Here is a 21,739-nt window from a genome sequence, read left to right on the forward strand (position 1 = left end):
AAAAGGCCGGCGCGGGCCGTGGCGGCGCCGTCGAGATCCGGAAGTGGCTTGGGTCACACCTTGGAACAAGGGGCACGTTTTGTTACTTGAGTCAGACACGCTCAACCAACGTGATGGCAGGTGTTCGATGGCAACTCTTCCGGTACTTCCCCTGACCGACGCCGTCCTGCTGCCCGGGATGGTCATCCCGGTGACCCTCGACCCGACCACCCAGGCCGCGGTCGACGCGGCCCGCGCGACCGGCGACAAGGAACTGCTGGCCGTGCCCCGCATCGACGGCGAGTACGGCTCGGTCGGCGTGGTCGCCACCATCGAGAAGGTGGGCCGGCTACCAAGCGGTGAGCCGGCGGCAGTGGTCCGCGGCCTCGCCCGCGCCCGGATCGGCTCCGGCGTGCCCGGCCCCGGCGCCGCCCTCTGGGTCGAGGCGACCCCGCTCGACGAGCCCACCCCGGCGGGCCGGGCGCGGGAACTCGCCCGCGAGTACCGGGCGCTGACCACCTCGGTGCTCCAGCAACGCGGGGCCTGGCAGGTCATCGACGCGATGGAACGGATGACCGACCTCTCCGAGCTGGCCGACTCGGCCGGCTACGCGCCCTGGCTCAGCCTGACGCAGAAGACCGAACTGCTCGCCGCACCGGACGTCACCGCCCGGCTGGAACTGCTGGTCGGATGGGTGAAGGAGCACCTGGCCGAGCAGGAGGTCACCGAGCAGATCAACAGCGACGTCCGCGAGGGGCTGGAGAAGTCCCAACGCGAGTTCCTGCTCCGCCAGCAGCTCGCCGCGATCCGCAAGGAACTCGGCGAGGACGAGCCGGACGGCTCCGCCGACTACCGGGCCCGGGTCGAGTCCGCCGACCTGCCGGACAACGTCCGCGAGGCGGCCATGCGCGAGGTCGGCAAGCTGGAGCGGGCCAGCGACGCCTCACCCGAGGCGGGCTGGATCCGTACCTGGCTGGACACGGTGCTGGAGATGCCGTGGACCACGCGTACCGAGGACCACACGGACCTGGCCGCGGCGCGGGCGGTGCTCGACGCCGACCACGCCGGCCTGGCCGACGTAAAGGAACGCATCCTGGAGTACCTCGCGGTGCGCAACCGTCGCGCGGAGCGCAACCTGGGCGTGGTCGGTGGACGCGGCTCCGGCGCGGTGCTCGCCCTGGCGGGCCCGCCCGGCGTCGGTAAGACCAGCCTCGGCGAGTCGGTCGCCCGGGCGCTCGGGCGGAACTTCGTCCGGGTCTCCCTCGGCGGCGTACGCGACGAGGCGGAGATCCGCGGCCACCGGCGCACCTACGTCGGCGCGCTGCCCGGCCGGATCGTGCGGGCGCTGCGCGAGGCCGGCTCGATGAACCCGGTCGTGCTCCTCGACGAGGTCGACAAGTTGGCCGCCGGCTACTCCGGCGATCCGGCGGCGGCCCTGCTGGAGGTGCTCGACCCGGCGCAGAACCATACCTTCCGCGACCACTACCTCGAGGTCGACCTCGACCTGTCCGACGTGCTCTTCCTGGCCACCGCAAACGTGGTGGAGGCGATCCCCGGCCCGCTGCTGGACCGGATGGAGCTGGTGACGCTCGACGGCTACACCGAGGACGAGAAGGTGGCCATCGCCCGCGACCACCTGCTGCCCCGGCAGCGGGAGCGGGCCGGGCTGACCGCCGAGGAGGTGACCGTCGCCGACGGGGCGCTGGCGCTGGTCGCCGGCGAGTACACCCGGGAGGCGGGGGTCCGGCAGTTGGAGCGGGCCCTGGCGAAGATCCTGCGCAAGGTCACCGTGGGGCTGGCATCCGACCCGGGACCCGTCCGCGTCGACGCCGACAACCTGGTCCGGTATCTGGGCCGACCGAAGTTCACCCCGGAGTCGGCCGAGCGGACGGCGGTGCCCGGGGTGGCCACCGGCCTGGCCGTCACCGGTGCCGGGGGCGACGTGCTGTTCATCGAGGCCACCGGCATGGACGGCGAGCCGGGGCTGACCCTCACCGGCCAGCTCGGCGACGTGATGAAGGAGTCGGCGCAGATCGCCCTGTCCTACCTGCGCTCCAACGGGCGGCGCCTCGGCATCGACCCGAACACGCTGGCCGGGCGGCGGATCCACGTGCACTTCCCGGCTGGCGCCGTGCCCAAGGACGGCCCGAGCGCCGGCATCACCATGGTGACCGCGCTGGCGTCCCTGGTCACCGGTCGGCCGGTCCGACCCGAGTTCGGGATGACCGGCGAGGTGACCCTCTCCGGCCGGGTCCTGCCGATCGGCGGCGTGAAGCAGAAGCTGCTCGCCGCGCACCGGGCCGGCCTGACCGAGGTGATCATCCCGAAGCGCAACGAGCCGGACCTGGACGACCTGCCGGCCGAGGTCCGCGCGGCGCTGACCGTGCACACCCTCGCCGACGTCGCGGACGTGCTCGCCCTGGCGCTGCGTCCCGCCGAGGTGGACGCCCAGCCGCTCGCCGCGGTGTGAGGTAAGGCGGGGCCCCCGCTTAACGCATTTGGTATAGGCGGGGGCCCCGCTTAACAACGTCAGCGGCGGTCGGTGCCGTCGCGGTCGCGCCGGACGGTCGCCTTGCGGCCCTTGATGGTGCTCCCGCGCAGTCCCTGGATCACCTCGTCGGCCATCGTCTGCGGCACCTCGACGAGCGAGAACCGGTCCGCGATCTCGATCGAGCCGATGTCCCGCCCGCTCATCCGGGTCTCGCCGGTGATCGCGCCGACCAGGTCCTGCGGTCGTACCCCGGCCCGTCGGCCCAGCCCGATGAAGACCTGCGTGGTGCCGGCGGCGCGGGACCGCACGCCACCCCGCCGGTCCCGGCCCTCGGGCCCGGCCCGTCCCTCCCGGACCGGGCGTACCGCGACCTGCGGGATCTCCTCCTCCTCGTCGGCCGTGCCGGGCAGGGTGGCCTCGTGCGCCAGCCGCACCGCGGCGAGCGCCACCTCCATCAGGTCGAACTCGTCGGTGAGCGACTCGACGATCGCCCGGAACGGCTCCAGATCGTCCTCAAGCACCGACTCGCGCACCGCGGCCTGGGTCAGCTCGAACCGTCGGGTCCGCAGGTCGGCGACCGTCGGGATCTTGTCGACCACGATCCGTTGGCCGGTCACGCGTTCGATCGTCTTCAGCATCCGGTGCTCGCGCGGCTCGGCGAGGGTGATCGCCACGCCCTCCCGGCCGGCCCGGCCGACCCGGCCGATCCGGTGCACGTACGACTCCGGCGCGGACGGGACGTCGTAGTTCACCACGTGGGTGAGCTGCTCGACGTCCAGCCCCCGGGCCGCCACGTCGGTGGCGACGAGCAGGTCCGCGGTGCCGGCCCGCAGCCGACCCATCACCCGGTCCCGTTGCTCCTGGCTCATCCCGCCGTGCAGCGCCTCGGCCCGGTAGCCACGGCCGTTCATCGTCTCGGTGAGCCGGTCCACCTCCTCGCGGCTGCGGCAGAACACGATCGCCGCGGTGGGGGACTCGACGTCCAGCACCCGGCCCAGCGCGGCCGGTTTGTGCGCCCGGGCCACCAGGTACGCGCTCTGCCGCACCCGCGGCGCCGCCCCGGCCACCTGTCGCTCGCGCTCGATCCGGATGCGCACCGGTTCGCTCAGGTGCTGGCGGGCCAGCCCGTCGATCCGGGCCGGCATGGTGGCCGAGAAGAGCACCGTCTGCCGGCCGGCGGGGGCGTGCTCCAGGATCGCCTCGATGTCCTCGGCGAAGCCCATGTCGAGCATCTCGTCCGCCTCGTCCAGCACCACGGTCGCCAGCGAGCCCAGCCGCAGCGTGCCCCGGGCGATGTGGTCGAGCGCCCGCCCCGGCGTCGCCACCACCACGTCCACCCCGTGGTCGAGGGCGCGCAACTGCCGTCCGATCGGCTGCCCGCCGTAGATCGGCAGCACCCGGGCGCCCAGGTCCTTGCCGTAGCGGTGGAACGCCTCGGAGACCTGCACGGCCAGCTCCCGCGTCGGCACCAGCACCAGCGACACCGGGTCACCGTCCGGCCGTGCCGCCGGCATCCGCTGCAACAGCGGCAGGGCGAACGCGGCGGTCTTGCCGGTGCCCGTCGCCGCCTGCCCCAGCAGGTCCTGACCGGCGAGCAGCGGCGGGATGGCCTCGCGCTGGATCGGGGTCGGCTCCTCGTAGCCCAGGGCGGCGAGCGCCCCCAGCAGCTCGGTGCGCAGCCCGAGATCCGCGAATGCGGTGGCGTCCTCGGCGTCGGCGGGGGTGTCGGTGTCGGTCGGGGTCGGTGCGGCGCTCATGTGACAAGCCTTTCATCACCGCCCGAAGCGGGTCGCGGCGACCGGCGCAAACGTTCGCCACGCCACCCGGCCCGCTCCCGGCGGCGGCTCGGCGGACCCGGCCCACGGGACGTCGCGGCGCGTCGCCGGGGACTAGCCTGATCTGGTGCGGACGGTGGAACTGCTCCTCTCGCCGGAGCTGGACGCGACCGTGCGGGCGGCCTGGAGCCGGCTCGCCGCCGCCGGGCTGCCCAGCCTGGCCCGCAACACGCACCCGACGAACCGGCCGCATGTGACGCTCGCCGCGGTCGACGTGTTCCCGCCCGGCGCCGAGCAGCGCCTGGCCGACCTCTGCGACGCCGCGCTGCCGCTGCCGGTGCGGCTGGACCGGCTGACGGTCCTCGACGGCAGCGCCCCGCTGGTCTGGTTGGTCCACCCCACGCCGCAGCTGGTCGCGCTGCACGGGGCGGTCTGGGACGTGCTGGCCGAGGCGACCGGCGCGCACCCGTGGCACCTGCCGGGCCGGTGGGTCCCGCATCTGAGCCTGGCGTTGCGCTTCCGGGGTGCGGACCGGCGCCGGGCCCGGGCGGTCGCCGGGGCGCACCGGCCGTCCGGCGAGTTCGTGGCGGCCCGCAGCTACGACGGCGACACCCGCACGGTGAGCGAGCTGGTCGCCACTTGCCCACGGCCGGGCGGCTGAGCCGGGGGTGGGGCGACCGACGACCCGGGGCGTCGGCTGAGCGGGCACAGTTCGGGGGAGATCCGGGCATTACGGGCGGCGGCCCCCTCCGGACTCATTACCGTGTGTGCAGGTTTGACTACACCGTGTCCTGCCGAGAGGGGACGGAGACGATGCGAGTGCCCAGCCGAAGCCCCGGCCGTCAACCCGGTTCCGCCGTCGCGTCCACCACCCCCGCCCGCCGGCTCCCGCCCGGTGCCCCACACCCCGACGCGGGCCCCGACCTGGCCGCGTACCGGGCCGCGGTGGCGGAACTGCTGGTCGAGGTGGGTGCGCTGACGGACGCGCCGTCGGCCGGCGCCCGGCAGGTGCTGCTCGACCAACGGCTCCGCGAGCCGGCCATCGCCGCGGTGCTCGACGCCACCCCGCAGGGGCTGGTCGGAGCCCGGGAGACGCTGCTGCTGGAGATGGCCCGCTACCGGCCCAACTCCCGCACCTCGGCGCAGGACCTGACCGCCCTGGTCCGGATCTACCTGCTGTCCCGCGTCGACGTGCTGTGGTGGCGGGACAGCCCGACCTTCCGCACCGACGACCAGGTGCGCGGCACCGTCGACCTGGTCGACCTGGAATGGCTGCGTCGCCGAGGGCTGCTCGAGTTCCGCTACCGGGAGCAGCCCGCCACGGTGCTGGGGCGCGGGTTGCGGGCGTTCGGGCGGCGGGTACGCCCTGACGCCACACCGCGTACCGCCGGCCTGCTCTTCCCCCGGGCCCGTCGCGAGGTGATCGCCTTCCTCAACGACCTGGCCCGGGAGTTCGCCGCGGCGACCCGGCCCGGCACGCCGCCGCTCTGGGTGACCAGCCTGGCCCGCAGCGCCGAGCACCAGCACCGGCTGCGCCGACTGGGGTACGCCGCCATGGTGCCCAGCGGACACTGCCTGGGCTGGGCCGCCGACGTGGAGCTGGAATGGTTCGAGCGGTTCGGCGCCCGTGCGGCCCTCGCCGGGCTGCTGCTGGCCCGGCAGGACGCCGGTGAGATCAACGTGGTCGACGAGGGGCAGGCCTGGCACCTCTGCCTCGCGCCCGGTGCCCGGCGCAGGTTCCGGCGGGCGTACGAGGCCGAGATGGGGGTGTGAGGCGGTGTGCGGGATCGCGCTGAGCATCGGCCCCGAGGCCGACCCGGCCACCTTCCGGCGGATGCTCGCCGCGCTCGCCCCGCGTGGCGAGGTGACGGAGACCCGGCAGGAGAACGGCCTGCTCGCCGGCGTGCGTCGGCTGCGGATCGTGGACCGGGACCGGGCCGTGCAACCCTGGGTCCCGCCCGACGAGCGGCACCTGCTCTGCTTCAACGGCGAGATCTTCAACCACCACGACCTGCGCGTCGAGCTGACCCGGCTCGGGCACGACTTCCGCACCGCCGGCGACACCGAGGTGGTGCTGGCCGCGTTCCGCCAGTGGGGCGAGGAGGCGGTGCGCCGGCTGCGCGGCGAGTACGCGTTCGTGGTGGTCGAACGGGACAGCGGCCGGGCGTACCTGGCCCGGGACCCGCTCGGGGTGAAGCCGCTCTACTGGTCCCGCGGCCCGGCCTGCCTGCACCTCGCCTCCGAGGTCAAGGCGCTGGTGGGGCACGGCGCCCCGATCAACGAGGTGCCGCCGGGCCACCACGGCTGGGCCGGGACGGACGCGGTCCGGCTGCGCCCGTACGTCGACCTGCTCTCGCTCGGCGCCGGGCTACCGGTGGTCGACGACCCGGACGAGGCCGCCCTGCTCGTCCGGGCCGCGCTCACCGACGCCATGCGGGTCCGCCTGGACACCGACCTCACCGTCGGCGTGGTGCTCTCCGGCGGCCTGGACAGCACGCTCGCGCTACTGCACGCCCGGGAGCGGCACCCCGACTGCGTGGCGGTGACCGTGGGCGCGCCGGGCAGCCCCGACGTGGCGTACGCGCGGCGTCTCGCCGCCGACCTCGGCGTGGCGCACGAGGTGATCGAGCTGCGCCCGCGCGACATCCGGCTGGCCGACGTGCGCGAGGCCATCCGGATCTCGGAGCTGACCGAGTACGGCGACATCATCAACGCGGTGGTCTCGGTGCCGATCTTCCGGCGACTGGCCGAGCTGGGTGTCAAGGTGGTGCTCACCGGCGACGGCTCGGACGAGCTGTTCGGCGGCTACCCGATGTATCACCAGGTGGGGCCGGAGCGGTCCCGCCGGTTGTTCCTGCACCGGATCCGCAACCTGTGCCGGACCGAGTTGCAGCGGGTGGACCGGGCCAGCATGGGCCACGGCGTGGAGGCCCGGGTGCCGTTCCTCGACCTCGACGTCGTGGAGCTGGCCATGCGGCTGCCGCTGGACCTGAAGTTGCGCGGCGGGCAGGAGAAGTGGATCGTCCGCCGGGCCTTCGCCGACCTGCTGCCCGACTATGTCCGGCGGCGGCCGAAGAACCCGATGTCGTACTCGTCCGGGCTGCACGAGCGGGCCCGGCTCTACAAGCCGCTCTTCGCCCGGTTGCACCGTTCCTTCGGCTACGACCTGCTGGAACCGGTCCGGCGGGACTTCGACAGCGTGCTCACCCGCTGCGGCAACGACCTGGACCGGGCCATCGCCGACGGCCTGGCCCGGCCCGACTACACCGTGCTGGAGCACGCCCGGGACCTGGTCGGCGCGGCCCGGTGGAACGCCGCGCCGGTGGTCCGTCGGCTGGTCAACCCGCGTCGCACCCGGGGCGGCGACGAGGCGCCGCTGCCGGGTTGAGCCGGGCCCGGCCCGACTGCGGCGGCCCGACGGTGGCGGCCCGGGGCCCGGCCGGTGGAACCGCTGGCCCCGGTCGCCCGATGGACAGCGACCGCCGTCTCTTCTAGCGTCGCGGGCATGCGGAGGACCGTCGTCGCCACCGTGCTCGCGCTGCTGCTCGTCGGCACCGGGTGCGGGGAGGGCCGCGCGCCGGTCGCGCCGGTCGCCGCCGGCACGGCGACCGCCTCCCGGCAGGACCCCGGCCAGGTGGAGCGCACGCTTGCGAGTCTGCGCAAGGTCGACGACCTGCCGCTGTACGAGATGACGTACGTCGGCGACTACGACCCGACGGCCGGGGTGGCCGGCGCCGATCCGCCGAGCCCGTTCGGCTGCTCGCTCTTCGCCGCCCTCGGTGACCGCGACCGTCCGCTGTTCGCCCGCAACTTCGACTGGGAGCCCAACCCGGCGCTGGTGCTGCGCACCGACCCACCGGACGGGTACGCCTCGCTCTCCCTGGTGGACATCTCCTACCTGGGCGTCACCGCCGACCCGGCCGGGGACCGGCGGTTGCTCGACGCGCCGCTGCTGCCCTTCGACGGGATGAACGAGCGGGGCCTCGCGGTCGGGCTGGCCGCCGACGACGGCGCGCGCGCCGAGCCGGTGTCCGGTCGACCCACCGTGGGATCGGTACGCATCCTGCGCCTGGTGCTCGACTCGGCCGCCACGGTGGACGAGGCGGTCACCGTGTTCGAGCGCTACAACCTGGACTTCGACGGCGGGCCGCCGCTGCACTACCTGCTCGCCGACGCCACCGGGGCGTCCGCCGTGGTGGAGTTCGTCGACGGGAAGCTGACGGTGGACCGGCGACGGGGTCCCTGGCAGGCGTTGACGAACGTGCCCGCCGCCGGCGTGCCGGACCGGGACCTGCGGCGGGATCACCGATACGGGGTGCTGGCGAAGGAGTTGGACCGGGTCGGCGGCGTGCTGGACGCGCCGGGGGCGCTGCGGCTGCTCGACGGCGTCCGCCAGGCGCACACCCGCTGGTCGGTGACGTACGCGCTGCGCGGCGGCGAGGTGCGGGTGGTCACGGCGGGCGGTGGCACCCGGGACTACCGGCTGTCGATGAGTTGACCCGGCCCGGTCGACCCGTCGTCCGGCGCGGTGGTCAGACGATCGGCTGCCGGTGGGCGCGGGCGAGCGCGCGCAGGTCCGGCTCGCCGAACCGTTCGACGAGCGCCGCGAACCGGACGACCTTGTCGGCTCCGAAGCGACCCACGGCGGCGGCGTAGGAGGCGGCGGAGACGAACGTGGGCGGCGTGGTCTTGCTGTGGAATTTGTCCGCGTACATGACCAGTTGCTCCTCGCCCGTGGTCGGCGTGTAGTCGGCGACCGGAAGCGGGAGACGCTGCCGGAGCACGTCGTCGCGGCTGATACCCACGCCGGTGTGCCGGGAGCAGAAGCGGCCGAGCGACTCGGGCAGGCCCGCGTCCCGCAGCAGCGCGTGCCCCAGCACGCCGTGCCGGACGTAGTTCTCCTGGTCGAGCCGGCCGCCGGCGCCGTAGAGGCGGTAGACGCCGATGTCGTGCAGCAGGCTGCCGGCCCGTACCAGGGCGGCGTCCAGGCCCGCGCCGTGCCGGGCGAGCAGGTGTTCGGCCACCTCGCACACGATCCGGCAGTGCGTCCAGACCAGGTGGAACGCCTCCGGCGTGGGCGCTGCCCGCTCGTGCAGCGCCCGGATCAATTCATCCGTCGGCACCGCCACCCTCTCCCCTCCCACCCCGGGAGCGCGCTGTTTCCCGGAAAGAGTGGCCTCCGGCCCGCGAATGGGCCCTCTTCCCGTGAAACTGCGGCGCCCGGGGTGGGGGAGGGTCACCAGCTCAGGTAACCCGACTGGGTCTGGGCGTTCAACTCGGGCACCCGGATGAGCTGGGCCAGCCAGGTACGCGGGTCGCGTAGCTCCAGCACGTCCAGGCCCTTCTGGATGTCACTGGAGTAGATGTGGCCGTTGTACCAGTAGGCCGACCACGAGCCGCCGGTGCGCAACTGGGTGTCGTCCAGCGGCCCGCGCTCCCAGTAGGCGATCTCCTTCGGCTTGCGGGAGTCGGTGAAGTCCCACACCGAGATGCCGCCCTGGTACCACGCCTGGACCATGATGTCGCGACCGGGCACCGGGATGAGCGAGCCGTTGTGTGCCACGCAGTTCTCGGTGTCGGCGTTGGCCCGAGGGATCTTGTAGTAGCTGCGGAACGCCAGCTTGCGGGCGTTTCCGCGGCCGGTGATGTCGTAGATGGCGTCCGCGCCGCGGTTCGGCCCGACCACCTCGTTGCAGGTCGCCGCGCCGCCGCCGCCCAGCTCGTCGGTGAAGACGACCTTGGTGCCGGAGTTGTTGAACGTGGCCGAGTGCCAGAACGCGAAGTTCTCGATGTCGGTGACCCGTTCGATCACTCGCGGCGCCTCCCGGTCGGCGATGTCCAACAGGATCCCGTCGCCCATGCACGCGCCGGCGGCCAGGTCCTTCGACGGGTACGCGGTGATGTCGTGGCATCCGGTGGTGGCGGACTTCTCACCCGGCACGCCCGGGTAGCCGCCGTCCGGGAAGAGGTTCGGGGTGGCGATCACCGCGGCCGAGGTGGGGCTCTTCACCGGCACCTTGACGATGGAGATGGAGTCGTGCGGCGGCTGGCAGTCCGGGAAGTCGTCCCGGGGGCTGTAGGAGGAGACGTAGAGGTAGACGTCGCGCCGGTTCTTGCCCGGCACCAGCGTGTGGGTGTGCGAGCCGCACGCCGTCTCCACCGACTTGATGTAGCGCGGGTTGCGCTTGTCGCGGATGTCGAAGATCTTGATGCCTTCCCAGGACTCCTTCACCGAGGCGGGCTGGGAGGTGCTGGCGCAGGAGTCGTCGCTGCGGGACGAGTCGGTCGACAGGAACAGCAGGTCGCCGCTGACGGAGATGTCGTTCTGCGAGCCGGGGCAGAGCACCTGCGCCACGATCGTCGGCCGGCTCGGCCGCGACACGTCGTAGATGACGAATCCCTCGTAGTTGCCGACGAACGCGTACCGGCCCTGGAAGGCGATGTCGGTGCCGAGCGCGGACGTGGTGTCGAACGGGCCCTGCTTCGGCAGGTTCGCGACCTGGCGCAGGTTGGGGCTGCTGGAGATCTCGTCGACACCGGGGACGGCGCTGTCCACGGTGGCCGGCGCGGCCTGGGCGCGGGGGAGTTCCTGGGCGCTGCTCGGCGGCGCGGCGACCACGCCGGCCAGCAGCAGGCCGGCGGCGGCGAGGCTGACGATCCGGGTCCGGGACATGTGGAGGTTGATCATCGGCAACACCCTTCGAAAGGGGATGATGATTCGCCACACCTTACCGACATGTGACCGTCATCAATGTGATGCCGGTCACATCGGGGAACTTTCCGCTATGGATAGGATCGCTGTCACCTCGACCGGAGGGAGGGTCGTATGACCGTCCGGCAGGCTCGTGTGTGGCTCCCCGTCACAGCGTTCGTGGCGCTGCTGGCCACCGGCGGCCTGGCGCTCGCCGGTTGCGACGACACCGCTCCGGCGGCGGCCCGGCCGAGCCAGTCCACCACTGCCCCGGCCACCACCGCCCCGGCCCCGGCCGTCTCGGCGCCACCGGTGCTGGTCCCCGGCCGACCGGGGGAGCCGGCCGCCACCCGCGCCGCCGGACAGGTCCGCGACGCCGCGTCCCCGCGGTGGAACAGCCTGGACGTCTGGTACGTCCGGATGATGATCCCGCACCACGAGCAGGCCCTGGAGATGGCGAAGCTGGCCCCCGGCCGGGCCGCCGACCCCCGGGTCCGCGCCGTCGCCGACCGGATCCGCGCCGCCCAGGGCCCGGAGGTCGGCGTGCTGCGCGCCTGGCTCAGCACCCGCGACCTGCCCGCCGAGGTCACCGGCCACGACCACGGCACCATGCGCGGGATGCAGTCCGCCGAGTCGATGCGGCAGCTCGCCGGCGCCCACGGCGCGGCGTTCGACCGGCTCTTCGTGCGGATGATGACCGCCCACCACCAGGGCGCCGTGGTGATCTCCACCGACCTGCTCAGGGTCGGCGCCGACCCGGCCATGCAGGAGTTCGCCAACGGGGTGGCCGTCGAGCAGACCACCGAGATCGGCCGGATGCGCGCCCTGCTCACCCCCTGAGCCCACCCCGTACGCTGGGTGACCGTGGACCGCCTGATCCTCGGCCGCCCGCTGCGCGGCGTCGCCTTCGACGTCGCCGTCTCCGGGCTGGTCGCCCTCTTCGCCGTGCTCGGCCTCTTCGCCGAGCAGGGTGGCCGGCCGGCGCTCGCGGTCGGGTTGGCGATGGCGGCGGCGCTGCTGTTCCGGCGTACCCACCCGTCCGCGGTCGCCGTCGCGGTGGCCGCGCTGGCGCTGCTCCAGGTGATCGTCGGCTGGGGTCCGCTGGGCTACGACATCGGCGTGCTGATCGCCCTCTACAGCGTGGTCAAGTACGCCGACCGCGCGCGGGACGGCATCCTGGCCGGGATCGGCGCCGCGATCGGCGTGCTGCTCTCCGCGCTCTCCTGGCCCGGGCCGGCGCCCTGGTGGGCGGGCGCGCTCTACTACGGCCTGATCACCGGCGCGGTGTGGCTGGTCGGGCTGAACGTGCGGACCCGCCGCCTCTACGTGCTCAGCCTGGAGGAACGCGCCGCGACGGCGGACCGGGAGCGGGAGGCGGAGTCCCGGGCGGCGGTCGCCGAGGAACGCACCCGCATCGCCCGCGAGCTGCACGACGTGGTCGCCCACAGCCTGGCCGTGATGATCGTGCAGGCGGACGGGGTGCGGTTCACGCTCGACCGGGACCCGGCGACCGCGCGGGAGGCGGCCAAGGTGGTGGCGGACACCGGCCGGCAGGCGCTGGAGGACATGCGGCGTCTGGTCGGCGTACTCCGGGAACCCAGCCGGCCGGAGCCGGCCGCGGTGGCGGACGAGCCCGCCGGCGAGCCGGCGCACCGGCGCCCGGCGCTCGTGGAGCTGCCCGCGTTGCTCGACCGGTTCCGGGCCGCCGGGCTGCGGATCGACTGCGCCGGCGCCGGCACGCCGGTGCCGCTGCCGCCCGGCCTGGAGCTGACCGTCTACCGGGTGGTGCAGGAGAGCCTGACCAACGCGCTCAAGCACGCCGGCGTGGGCGCGTCGGTGGAGCTGACGCTCGACTGGGACGCCGACACCGTCGCGGTCCGGGCCGTCGACGACGGGCGCGGCCGTCCGGTGGTCCGGCCGGCGCCGTCCGGCGGGCACGGCCTGGTCGGCATGCGGGAGCGGGTCGGGGTGTACGACGGCAGCCTCGCCGCCGGCCCCACGCTTGCCGGCGGTTGGCGGGTCGAGGTGCGGCTGCCGCTGCCCGTCGCGGCCGGCGCCGAGGAAGGGAGCGCGGCGGCGTGACCGTGCGGGTGATGATCGTCGACGACCAGGCGCTGGTGCGCGCCGGCTTCCGGATGGTGCTCGACTCGCAACCCGACCTGACGGTGGTCGGCGAGGCGATCGACGGCGCGGACGCGCTGCGGGTGCTGGACCGGGTGGACGCCGACGTGGTGGTGATGGACCTGCGGATGCCCACCATGGACGGGGTGGAGGCGACCCGGCGGATCTGCGCCCGGCCGGCCGGCGCCCGGCCGCGGGTGCTGGTGCTCACCACGTTCGACACCGAGGCCGACGCCTTCGCCGCGCTGCGCGCCGGAGCGAGCGGCTTCCTGCTCAAGAACGTGCCGCCGGAGGAGCTGCTCGCCGCGATCCGGGTGGTGGCCGAGGGCGACTCGGTGGTGGCCCCGCCGATCACCCGGCGGCTGCTCGACCGGTTCGCCGGGCAGCTCGGCCCGGCCCCGGCGGAGGACCCGCGGCTGGCCCGGCTGACCGAGCGGGAGCGGGAGGTGCTGCTGCTCGTCGCGCAGGGGCTCTCGAACGCCGAGATCGCCGCCCGGGTACACGTCGCCGAGGCGACCGTGAAGACCCACGTCGGCCGGATCCTGGCCAAGCTCCAGCTCCGCGACCGGGTCCAAGCCGTCGTGCTGGCCTACGAGACCGGGCTGGTCACCCCGGGCGGCTGACCCCCGGCGTACGCCTCAGGGGCGGGTGACCGGCTGGCCGCCGGCGTCGCCCCCGTCGCCCCCGTCGCCCCCGGCCGGAGCGGTCGTGGTGGTGGTCGTCTCGGTCGGCGCGCTGGTCGGGGACGGCGCCGAGCTGGTGGTCGGCGGGTTGCTCGGGGCGGTCGGCGCCGTCGACGGCGTCTTCGACGGGCTCGGCTGGTCGGACGGGCTCGGCGAGGCGCTCGGCGAGACGGAGGTCGAGGTCGACGGCTGGCCGCCCGGACCCGCCGGACGGTAGGTGTAGTCGTCGTCGCTCGACGGCCCGTCGGTGACCGCGGTGTCCGCCACCGAGTTGCTCGGCGCGACCGCGGGCCGGGTGGCGTCGATCTGGGTGGCCGGCGCGTTGGCGTCGTTGCTGGCGGCCAGCAGCGCGCCCAGCGCGGTCACCGCCACCAGCACCGCGCCCAGCGCGCCCACGAGCGGGCCGCGCCGGCCCCCGCGCCGCGGCCGGGCGACGGTGGCCGCCGTCCGTGTCACCGGCTGCTCGTCGCGGGTCCGCCCCGGACCGGCCGCGCCACGCAGCGCCGCCGGCACCGTCGCGGTCGCCGAGCCGGCGCCGGCCGCCCGCGCCGCGTCGGCCATCGCCGCGGCGCTCGGGTAGCGGTCCGCCGGGTCCTTGGCCAGGGCGCGGGCCACCAGCTCGCGGACCGGCGCCGGAATCTCCGCCGGCAGCTCCGGCGGCTCGTCGTCGAGGTGGCGCACGGCGACCTGGAGCGGGTTGTCGCCGGTGAACGGCGGGCTCCCGGTCAGGCAGCAGTAGGCTACCGCGCCCAGCGCGTACAGGTCGGTGGCGCCCGAGACCGGACGCCCCGCGGCCTGTTCGGGCGCCATGTAGAGAGCGGTGCCGGGAACCGCGTTGGCGCTGGTGATGCTGGTGACGTTCGTGGACCGGGCGACCCCGAAGTCGACCAGGACCACGGTGCCGTCCTCCTGCACGAGCAGGTTGCTCGGCTTGACGTCGCGGTGGACGATGCCCCGGCCGTGCGCCCCGTGCAGCGCCTGCGCCGTCTGGGCCACGATCGACATGGTCTCGGCGACCTCGAGCTGCCCGGCCTCCTCGATCCGCCGGGACAGCGGCTCCCCGGCCACGAACTCCATGACCAGGTAGTCGGCGCGGCTGCCGTCGGGCAGCTCGTCCTCGCCGCAGTCGAAGACCTGGACCACCCCGGGGTGGCGCAGCGAGGCCATGATCCGCGCCTCGGAGCGGAACCGGGCGATGAAGTCGGGGTCGGAGACCAGCGCGGGCAGGAGCACCTTCACCGCCACCTGACGGCCGAGCACCAGGTCCTTCGCGCGCCAGACGTCGCCCATGCCGCCGGTGGCGACACGGTCATCCAGGCGGTACCGACCGCTGAGTACGACGTCGGAGGTGAGCATCCCCATACCGTACCCACAGCGGTCCCGGAGTATTTCCGGCGATCTCTCCCGTCGCTGCCGGCGACCGGCTCCGCACCGGTCAACCGAACGGTCGGCGGCCGTGCGGCCGGTGCGCTGACCGTGACCGACCGGGTACGATCGGCCAGAAAATGCCGGTCTCCCGTCGGATGCCCGTTCTTTTCGCCTGCTCTCCGCGACGGGGCGGCACCCGGTGGTGGTCTTCGTTACATCGACACGCCGAGGCCGGCGGTAGACATTTCTCTCCTCTTTTCGCCCGTCCGTGCCTTGTCGGCCCCGCCGTTGCCTCCTAGCGTTGGCCCGGCTCCCGCTCGCCTCGGGACGCCGGTACGGTATGACCCGCCCCGGCCGTGCCGGCGGCAGTGTCCAGGTGCGCACCGGTTTCCGTGCCGGTGCCGAGCAGCTCAGCGGGGGGCCGAGGGTGCGGATGGCGGTGTGCTCTCCCGCGTCGGCGAACGCCCGATCCCGCACACGTGCCCCGCGCGGGCGCCGATCGTGAGCGTGGAGCTGAACGAGGCCGTCGCCGCGGCGCAGGCCGGTGACGAGGAGGCGTTCCGCCTCCTCTACCGCACCCTCCAGCCGGCCCTGCTGCGTTACCTGACCACGCTCGTGGGGGCCGACGCCGAGGACGTGGCCTCGGAGACCTGGCTGCAGATCTCCCGGGACCTGCCGTCGTTCACCGGCGGTGAGTTCCGCGCCTGGTCGGTCACCATCGCCCGCAACCGGGCCATGGACCACCTGCGTCGGCAGCGACGTCGTCCCACGGTGCCGGTGCCGGTGCAGGACCTCAGCGACCTGGCGGCGGATGCCGACACCGCCGACCGGGCCGGTGAGGCCCTCGGCACCGCGAGCGCGCTGGCGTTGATCCGTACGCTGCCGCCGGCCGAGGCCGAAGCGGTGATGCTGCGCGCGGTCATCGGCCTCGACGCGGAGACCGCCGGGCGGGTGTTGGGCCGGCGGGCCGGCGCGGTGCGCACGGCGGCGCACCGCGGGCTGCGCCGGCTGGCCGCGCTGCTGGAGCGCGCCAGCCCGGAGAACGCACCGGGCGCGGTCGCGCCCCGTCCCCGCACCGACCGCCCGGCGCCGCACGCGCCCGAGGCCGAGCCGGCGGAGGGCTGACGTGAGGGGAATCGGCATGAACTCTCCCCGGCCCGGCGGGCCGGCCGACCGGTCCGAATCCGACCGGCTCCTCGACGCCGCGCACGCCGTGACGCCCCCGGTGGCCGACGCCGCGCACGCCGCGCCGCCGCCGGAAGTCGACGCCGCGCATGCCGCGACGCCGCCGTCGGCCGGCACCGACGCGCTGGCCCGGCTGCTCGCCGCCGCGGCGGCGCCGGCCACCGGCGACGAACTCGACGGGGAGGAGCGGGCGCTCGCCGCCTTCCGGGCCGCCCGAGCGGCGCCGGCGGCCCCGGTTGCCGCGTCGCGTCCGCGTCGCCGCCTGCGGGTCGCCGCCGCGTTGTCCGGGCTCGCCGCCACCACGGTCGCCGGGGTGGCGTTCGCCGCCGTCCGACTGGACCGTGGCCCGGAGCCGCCGGTGAGCCCGTCGGTGTCGACCTCGACCGGCGTCGGCCCGTCCGGCGCCGCTACGTCGGGCACCGGGCCCTCCGAGGCCGGGCCGTCGCGGCCGACGCCCAGCGGCCCGCCCGGCGAGGCGTCCGGCGCGGTGCCGTCGCCCGCGCCGTCGGTCTCCGCCGCGCCGACGGGTGCCCCGTCCGTACCGCCGCCGGTCGACGGCAAGCTCGCCGGCCAGTGCCGCGCCTACCTGGCCAAGCCGGAGCGGCAACGGGCCAAGGCCCTGACCAAGCCCGGCTTCGCCGACCTGGTGGCCACCGCCGGTGGTCCGGACCGGGTGGAGAGCTACTGCCGGGCGATGTCGCCGACACCGACGGGACCGGCGCAGAAGGAATCGACGCCGAAGGGGCCGTCGCCGAAGGAGACGCCGGACGAGGACGACGGCAGGCCCGGCCCCGGCGACGAGGACTGAGCCACTGTCCCGCACGGGATTCCGGACAAACATTCATCTTCCCGGGAGCGTCACATCCTTCTGCTAGACAGAGGATGGTGGGACGCGCGGGCCGACGGTGCGGTCCCGTCTCCGGGAGAGGAGCCGTCACGTGGTGATGTCGCCCGAGCTGGATCAGGGCACCGTCCTGGGGGACGAGGCCGCGGCCCGCGGGCACCTGGCCCGGATCTGCTTCAAGACCGGTCCACCCACGCTCACCGGCGTCGAACTGGAGTGGACGGTGCACGACGCCGCGGACCCGACCCGTCCGGTCGACCGCGAGCGACTGCGCGAGGCGTTGGGGCGGCACTGCCCCGTCACCCTCGACCCCACCAGCCCGGGCGACGAGCTCCGGCACGGCAGCGCCGTGACCGTGGAGCCCGGCGGGCAGGTGGAGATCTCGACCCCGCCGCGACCCTCGGTCGCCGCGCTCCTCGCGGCCACCGAGGTCGATCTCGCCGAGCTGCGGGCCCTGCTCGACACCGCCGGCCTCGTGCTGGGCCTCTCCGGGATGGACCGGTGGCGACCGCCGCGACCGGTGGTGGAAACCCCCCGCTACCGCGCCATGCGCGGCGTCTTCGACCGGCACGGCCCGGCCGGCCGGACGATGATGTACAGCACGGCCGGGCTCCAGGTCTGTCTCGACGCCGGTGAGCCGGACCAGGTGGCGCAGCGGTGGGCCGCCGCGCACGCCGTCGGCCCGCCGCTGCTGGCCGCCTTCGCCACCGCCGACCGGCACGCGGGCCGGCGGACCGGTTGGGCGTCCGCCCGGATGGCCGCCTGGCTGGCCATCGAGCCGGCGCGGACCCGCCCGGTGTGGTCGCCGGGTCGGGCCGACCGGGACCCGGCGGCGGCCTGGGCCGGCTACGCGCTCGCCGCGCCACTGCTCTGCGTACGCGGCGACGGCCCCGACTGGACCCCGCCGGAGGGCGTGACCTTCGCCGACTGGCTGGCCGGGGCGCTGCCCCGCCCGCCCACCACCGACGACCTGGAATACCACGTCAGCACGCTGTTTCCGCCGGTCCGCCCGCGCGGCTACCTGGAACTGCGCTATCTGGACGCCCAGCCGGGCCGGGAGTGGACCGTGCCGGTGGCGGTGCTGGCCGCGCTCTTCGCCGACCCGTCGACCACCCGTGACGCCCTGGCCGCCGCCGCGCCGGTCGCCGACCGCTGGCCCACGGCGGCCCGGCACGGGCTGGCCGACCGTCCGCTGGCGACCACCGCGGCGACCCTGTTCGACCTGGCGCTGGCTGCCCTGCCCGGGCTGGGCCTGCCGGCCGGTCGCCACGACCAGACCCAGCGAGCGATCCGGCGGCGACGTGCCGCCGCGGAGAGGGGACACCGGTGACCACCATCGAGCGGCCGGGTGCCGACGCCGAGCGGCTGCGCGCCCGGATCGCGGCCGAGCTGGAGCGCACCCGCGCCCGTACCGCGTCGCTGACCGACGCGGTGGACGACGACGACCTGGTCCGGCAGCACTCGACCCTGATGTCACCACTGGTCTGGGATCTGGCGCACGTCGGCAACCAGGAGGAGCTGTGGCTGGTGCGCGACGTGGGCGGGCGGGAGCCGGTGCGTCGCGACATCGACGACCTCTACGACGCCTTCAAACAGCCCCGCAAGGACCGGCCGTCGCTGCCGCTGCTGCCCCCGGCGGAGGCCCGCGCCTACGTGCGCACGGTGCGGGACAAGGTCTACGACCTGCTGGACGGGATCCGCTTCACCGACCGCAGGCTGGTCGAGGACGGCTTCGCGTTCGGCATGATCGTGCAGCACGAGCAGCAGCACGACGAGACCATGCTCGCCACCCACCAGTTGCGCGCCGGGGCTCCGGTGCTCCCCGCCCCGCCCCCGCCCGAGCCCCGGGTGCGCGTCGGCGGCGAGGTGCTGGTGCCGGCCGGGCCGTTCACCATGGGCACCTCCACCGATCCGTGGGCGCTCGACAACGAGCGTCCGGCGCACACCGTCGACCTGCCGGCGTACCGCATCGACGCGACGCCCGTGACGAACGGCGACTACCGCGCGTTCATCGCCGACGGTGGCTACGACGAGCCGCGCCTGTGGAGCGAGGCCGGCTGGCGGCACCGGGTCGAGGCCGGCCTGAGCGCGCCGCTGCACTGGCGGCGCGACGGCGACGACTGGGCCTACCGCCGGTTCGGCCGCTGGTCCGCGGTGCGCGACGACGAGCCGGTGGTGCACGTCTGCTGGTACGAGGCGCAGGCGTACGCGGCCTGGGCCGGCAAGCGACTGCCCACCGAGGCGGAGTGGGAGAAGGCGGCCCGCTGGGACCCGGCGACCGGCCGTTCCCGCCGCTATCCGTGGGGCGACGAGGACCCCGGCGTCGCGCACGCGAACCTCGGGCAGCGGCACCTGTGGCCGGCGCCGGTGGGCGCGTACCCGCGGGGCGCCTCACCGCTCGGTGTGCACCAGCTCGTCGGCGACGTCTGGGAGTGGACCGCCAGCCCGTTCCGCGGCCATCCCGGCTTCACCGCGTTCCCCTACCGGGAATACTCGGAGGTCTTCTTCGGCGACGACCACCGGGTGCTGCGGGGCGGCTCGTTCGGCACCGACCGGTCGGCCTGCCGGGGCACGTTCCGCAACTGGGACTACCCGATCCGGCGGCAGATCTTCAGCGGCTTCCGCTGCGCCCGCGACGCCGATCCCGGGGAGTGACGCGCCCCGATGTGTCGTCACCTCGCGTACCTCGGCCCGCCGGTCACCCTGCGGAGCCTGCTGCACGACCCGCCGTACGGGCTGCTGCGGCAGTCGTGGGCGCCGCGCGACATGCGTGGCGGCGGCACCATCAACGCCGACGGATTCGGCGTCGGCTGGTATCCGGACGGCGCCGACCCGGTCCGCTACCGGCGGGCCCAGCCGATGTGGAGCGACACCACGTTGCCGGAGCTGGCCGCGGTCACGTCCGCCGGGGCGGTGCTGGCCGCCGTCCGCTCGGCGACGGTCGGCATGCCGCTGCACGAGACCGCCGCCGCGCCGTTCGCGGAGGGGCGCTGGTTGTTCAGCCACAACGGCGTGGTCCGGGGCTGGCCGGACAGCCTCGTCCCGCTCGCCGCCGACCTGCCCGTACGCGACCTGCTCACCCTGGACGTGCCGACCGACGCGGCGTTGGTCTGGGCGTTGGTGCGGCACCGGCTGCGGGCCGGCGCGGGGCTCGGCGAGGCGGTGGCCGACACGGTCACGGCGGTGGCCGCGGCGGCGCCCGGCTCGCGGCTGAACCTGCTGCTCACCGACGGGGCCACGGTGGCGGCCAGCGTGGCCGGGCACGGGCTGTCGGTGCGGCGCGGCCCGGGTTCGGTGCTGCTGGCCTCCGAACCGTTCGACGACGACCCCGGTTGGCGGGCGGTGCCCGACGGGCGTCTGGTGCTGGCCACCGCGACCGGGCTGGACATCCGGGAGTTGACCGCCGCCGAGCTATCCGTATCGACCGGGAGCAGAGAGGACGCCTGATGAACGCGGAGCCGTTGGAGATCCACCTGGAGGAGCAGGACCTCGACCGTGCGTTGCGGGAGGACGTACGGGTCGGGCTGACCGCGGCGCCGAAGTGGCTGCCGCCGAAGTGGTTCTACGACGCCCGGGGCAGCGAGCTGTTCGAGGAGATCACCCGCCTGCCGGAATATTATCCGACCCGGGCCGAGCGGGCGGTGCTGGCGGCGCACGCCGACGACGTCGCGGCGATGACTGGTGCGAAGACGTTGATCGAGCTGGGGTCGGGCTCCTCGGACAAGACCCGGCTGCTGCTGGACGCGTTCACCCGCCACGGCGACCTGGGCACGTTCGTGCCGCTCGACGTCTCGGTCAGCGCGTTGCGCTCCTCCACCGAGCGGATCGCCGTCGCGTACCCGGGGCTGCGGGTGCGGGGGATCGTGGGTGACTTCACCCGGCACCTGGACCGGCTGCCCACCGGCGGCCGGCGCCTGGTGGCGTTCCTCGGCGGCACCATCGGCAACCTGCTGCCGGGGGAGCGGGCCGGGTTCCTGGCCGCGACGCGCGCGGCGCTGGAGCCCGGTGACTGGCTGCTGATCGGCACGGACCTGGTGAAGGACCCAGGCGTGATCGTGCCCGCCTACGACGACGCGGCCGGGGTGACCGCCGAGTTCAACCGCAACGTGCTGCGGGTGATCAACCGGGAGTTGGGCGCGGATTTCGACCTGTCGGCATTCCGCCACGTGGCGGTCTGGGACCCGGCACGGGAGTGGATCGAGATGCGGCTGCGCGCCGAGCGCCCGACCCGGGCCCGGGTGCTCGACCTCGACGTCGCGTTCGCCGCCGGTGAGGAGCTGCGCACCGAGGTGTCGGCCAAGTTCCGGCCGGCGGGGATCGCGGCGGAGCTGGCCGGGGCGGGCTTCGCGCGGCAGGCGTTCTGGACCGACCCGGCCGGGCTGTTCGGGGTGAGCCTGGCCCGAGCCGAGTGACCGCGGCCGTGGTTCCGGCCACACCGGGCGACCGCGGGCGGCGGTGATCGGCTAGGCTGGCCGGCGCGAAGGGGAGTAGCCCCCAATGTCGTGGTCGACACACTGGTGCGTTCCGCACCCGGCCACGCGGCCCCGGTCCCCGGGGCGGGCGAGACCTTCGACCAGGCTGTCGCAGCCGGGTCGAGGGCAC

The 21,739-nt window shown here is 74.7% G+C and carries 18 protein-coding genes; 14 read left to right on the forward strand and 4 right to left on the reverse strand.

The window, feature by feature from the left end; translation table 11 throughout:
* The first annotated feature begins 127 nt into the window (after positions 1–127).
* Positions 128–2,449: an endopeptidase La gene (gene lon / locus O7602_RS12630; RefSeq protein ID WP_281589014.1), complete on the forward strand. Its 2,322-nt coding sequence runs from the start codon at positions 128–130 to the stop codon at positions 2,447–2,449.
* A 59-nt stretch (positions 2,450–2,508) separates the two neighbouring features.
* Here lon and O7602_RS12635 read toward each other — a convergent pair whose 3' ends face one another.
* The gene (locus tag O7602_RS12635) at positions 2,509–4,227 is read right to left on the reverse strand and encodes a DEAD/DEAH box helicase (RefSeq protein ID WP_281589016.1); all 1,719 of its coding nucleotides are present in this window, start codon (positions 4,225–4,227) and stop codon (positions 2,509–2,511) included.
* Between the two features lie 145 nt (positions 4,228–4,372).
* Here O7602_RS12635 and O7602_RS12640 point away from each other — a divergent pair, with 145 nt between their 5' ends.
* From O7602_RS12640 to O7602_RS12655, 4 genes are all read left to right on the forward strand, one after another.
* Positions 4,373–4,906: a 2'-5' RNA ligase family protein gene (locus O7602_RS12640; protein WP_281589018.1), complete on the forward strand. Its 534-nt coding sequence runs from the start codon at positions 4,373–4,375 to the stop codon at positions 4,904–4,906.
* Between the two features lie 152 nt (positions 4,907–5,058).
* Positions 5,059–6,018, forward strand: a complete 960-nt coding sequence (locus tag O7602_RS12645; protein WP_281589021.1) for a hypothetical protein — start codon at positions 5,059–5,061, stop codon at positions 6,016–6,018.
* 4 nt (positions 6,019–6,022) lie between these two features.
* Entirely contained in the window at positions 6,023–7,633 is a 1,611-nt protein-coding gene (locus O7602_RS12650; RefSeq protein ID WP_281589022.1) for an asparagine synthase-related protein, read from the forward strand.
* Between the two features lie 117 nt (positions 7,634–7,750).
* Positions 7,751–8,743 (forward strand): linear amide C-N hydrolase, encoded by a 993-nt coding sequence (locus tag O7602_RS12655; RefSeq protein WP_281589023.1) that lies wholly within the window; start codon positions 7,751–7,753, stop codon positions 8,741–8,743.
* Positions 8,744–8,777: 34 nt separating this feature from the next.
* Here O7602_RS12655 and O7602_RS12660 read toward each other — a convergent pair whose 3' ends face one another.
* Complete coding sequence (locus O7602_RS12660) at positions 8,778–9,374, reverse strand: HD domain-containing protein (RefSeq protein WP_281589024.1); 597 nt, start codon at positions 9,372–9,374, stop codon at positions 8,778–8,780.
* 107 nt (positions 9,375–9,481) lie between these two features.
* The gene (locus O7602_RS12665; protein ID WP_281589026.1) at positions 9,482–10,933 is read right to left on the reverse strand and encodes a hypothetical protein; all 1,452 of its coding nucleotides are present in this window, start codon (positions 10,931–10,933) and stop codon (positions 9,482–9,484) included.
* 138 nt (positions 10,934–11,071) lie between these two features.
* On the opposite strand from O7602_RS12665, the gene O7602_RS12670 reads away from it, so the two are divergent.
* From O7602_RS12670 to O7602_RS12680, 3 genes are read left to right on the forward strand one after another with little or no spacing between them, the layout of a single operon-like run.
* Complete coding sequence (locus tag O7602_RS12670; RefSeq protein WP_281589027.1) at positions 11,072–11,776, forward strand: DUF305 domain-containing protein; 705 nt, start codon at positions 11,072–11,074, stop codon at positions 11,774–11,776.
* A gap of 18 nt (positions 11,777–11,794) precedes the next feature.
* Entirely contained in the window at positions 11,795–13,018 is a 1,224-nt protein-coding gene (locus O7602_RS12675; RefSeq protein ID WP_281589028.1) for a sensor histidine kinase, read from the forward strand.
* Positions 13,015–13,680, forward strand: a complete 666-nt coding sequence (locus O7602_RS12680) for a response regulator transcription factor (protein ID WP_281589030.1) — start codon at positions 13,015–13,017, stop codon at positions 13,678–13,680. The genes O7602_RS12675 and O7602_RS12680 overlap by 4 nt, the downstream gene beginning before the upstream one ends.
* 15 nt (positions 13,681–13,695) lie before the next feature.
* Here O7602_RS12680 and O7602_RS12685 read toward each other — a convergent pair whose 3' ends face one another.
* Positions 13,696–15,096, reverse strand: coding sequence for a serine/threonine-protein kinase (locus tag O7602_RS12685; RefSeq protein WP_281589032.1), 1,401 nt, complete (start codon positions 15,094–15,096; stop codon positions 13,696–13,698).
* Between the two features lie 513 nt (positions 15,097–15,609).
* On the opposite strand from O7602_RS12685, the gene O7602_RS12690 reads away from it, so the two are divergent.
* The 6 genes from O7602_RS12690 to egtD all read left to right on the forward strand — a co-directional run bounded on the left by O7602_RS12690 (position 15,610) and on the right by egtD (position 21,549).
* Entirely contained in the window at positions 15,610–16,233 is a 624-nt protein-coding gene (locus O7602_RS12690) for an RNA polymerase sigma factor (protein WP_281589034.1), read from the forward strand.
* 16 nt (positions 16,234–16,249) lie between these two features.
* Positions 16,250–17,101: a hypothetical protein gene (locus O7602_RS12695; RefSeq protein WP_281589036.1), complete on the forward strand. Its 852-nt coding sequence runs from the start codon at positions 16,250–16,252 to the stop codon at positions 17,099–17,101.
* Positions 17,102–17,231: 130 nt separating this feature from the next.
* The gene (egtA, locus tag O7602_RS12700) at positions 17,232–18,467 is read left to right on the forward strand and encodes an ergothioneine biosynthesis glutamate--cysteine ligase EgtA (protein ID WP_281589038.1); all 1,236 of its coding nucleotides are present in this window, start codon (positions 17,232–17,234) and stop codon (positions 18,465–18,467) included.
* On the forward strand, positions 18,464–19,792 hold the full coding sequence (egtB, locus tag O7602_RS12705; protein WP_281589039.1) for an ergothioneine biosynthesis protein EgtB: 1,329 nt from the start codon (positions 18,464–18,466) through the stop codon (positions 19,790–19,792). The genes egtA and egtB overlap by 4 nt, the downstream gene beginning before the upstream one ends.
* Before the next feature lie 9 nt (positions 19,793–19,801).
* Entirely contained in the window at positions 19,802–20,584 is a 783-nt protein-coding gene (gene egtC, locus O7602_RS12710) for an ergothioneine biosynthesis protein EgtC (RefSeq protein ID WP_281589041.1), read from the forward strand.
* Positions 20,584–21,549 (forward strand): L-histidine N(alpha)-methyltransferase, encoded by a 966-nt coding sequence (gene egtD / locus O7602_RS12715; protein ID WP_281589043.1) that lies wholly within the window; start codon positions 20,584–20,586, stop codon positions 21,547–21,549. Before egtC ends, egtD begins: the two co-directional genes overlap by 1 nt.
* Positions 21,550–21,739 lie beyond the last annotated feature (190 nt).

This window comes from Micromonospora sp. WMMD1128 (assembly GCF_027497235.1).
Classification (GTDB): domain Bacteria; phylum Actinomycetota; class Actinomycetes; order Mycobacteriales; family Micromonosporaceae; genus Micromonospora.

Excerpts from the sequence above, each read along its gene's own strand:
- lon (WP_281589014.1), top strand. The coding sequence starts at position 128 with ATGGCAACTCTTCCGGTACTTCCCCTGACCGACGCCGTCCTGCTGCCC.
- O7602_RS12635 (WP_281589016.1), bottom strand. The coding sequence starts at position 4,227 with ATGAGCGCCGCACCGACCCCGACCGACACCGACACCCCCGCCGACGCC.
- O7602_RS12645 (WP_281589021.1), top strand. The coding sequence starts at position 5,059 with ATGCGAGTGCCCAGCCGAAGCCCCGGCCGTCAACCCGGTTCCGCCGTC.
- O7602_RS12655 (WP_281589023.1), top strand. The coding sequence starts at position 7,751 with ATGCGGAGGACCGTCGTCGCCACCGTGCTCGCGCTGCTGCTCGTCGGC.
- O7602_RS12665 (WP_281589026.1), bottom strand. The coding sequence starts at position 10,933 with ATGATCAACCTCCACATGTCCCGGACCCGGATCGTCAGCCTCGCCGCC.
- O7602_RS12670 (WP_281589027.1), top strand. The coding sequence starts at position 11,072 with ATGACCGTCCGGCAGGCTCGTGTGTGGCTCCCCGTCACAGCGTTCGTG.
- O7602_RS12685 (WP_281589032.1), bottom strand. The coding sequence starts at position 15,096 with ATGCTCACCTCCGACGTCGTACTCAGCGGTCGGTACCGCCTGGATGAC.
- O7602_RS12695 (WP_281589036.1), top strand. The coding sequence starts at position 16,250 with ATGAACTCTCCCCGGCCCGGCGGGCCGGCCGACCGGTCCGAATCCGAC.
- egtC (WP_281589041.1), top strand. The coding sequence starts at position 19,802 with ATGTGTCGTCACCTCGCGTACCTCGGCCCGCCGGTCACCCTGCGGAGC.
- egtD (WP_281589043.1), top strand. The coding sequence starts at position 20,584 with ATGAACGCGGAGCCGTTGGAGATCCACCTGGAGGAGCAGGACCTCGAC.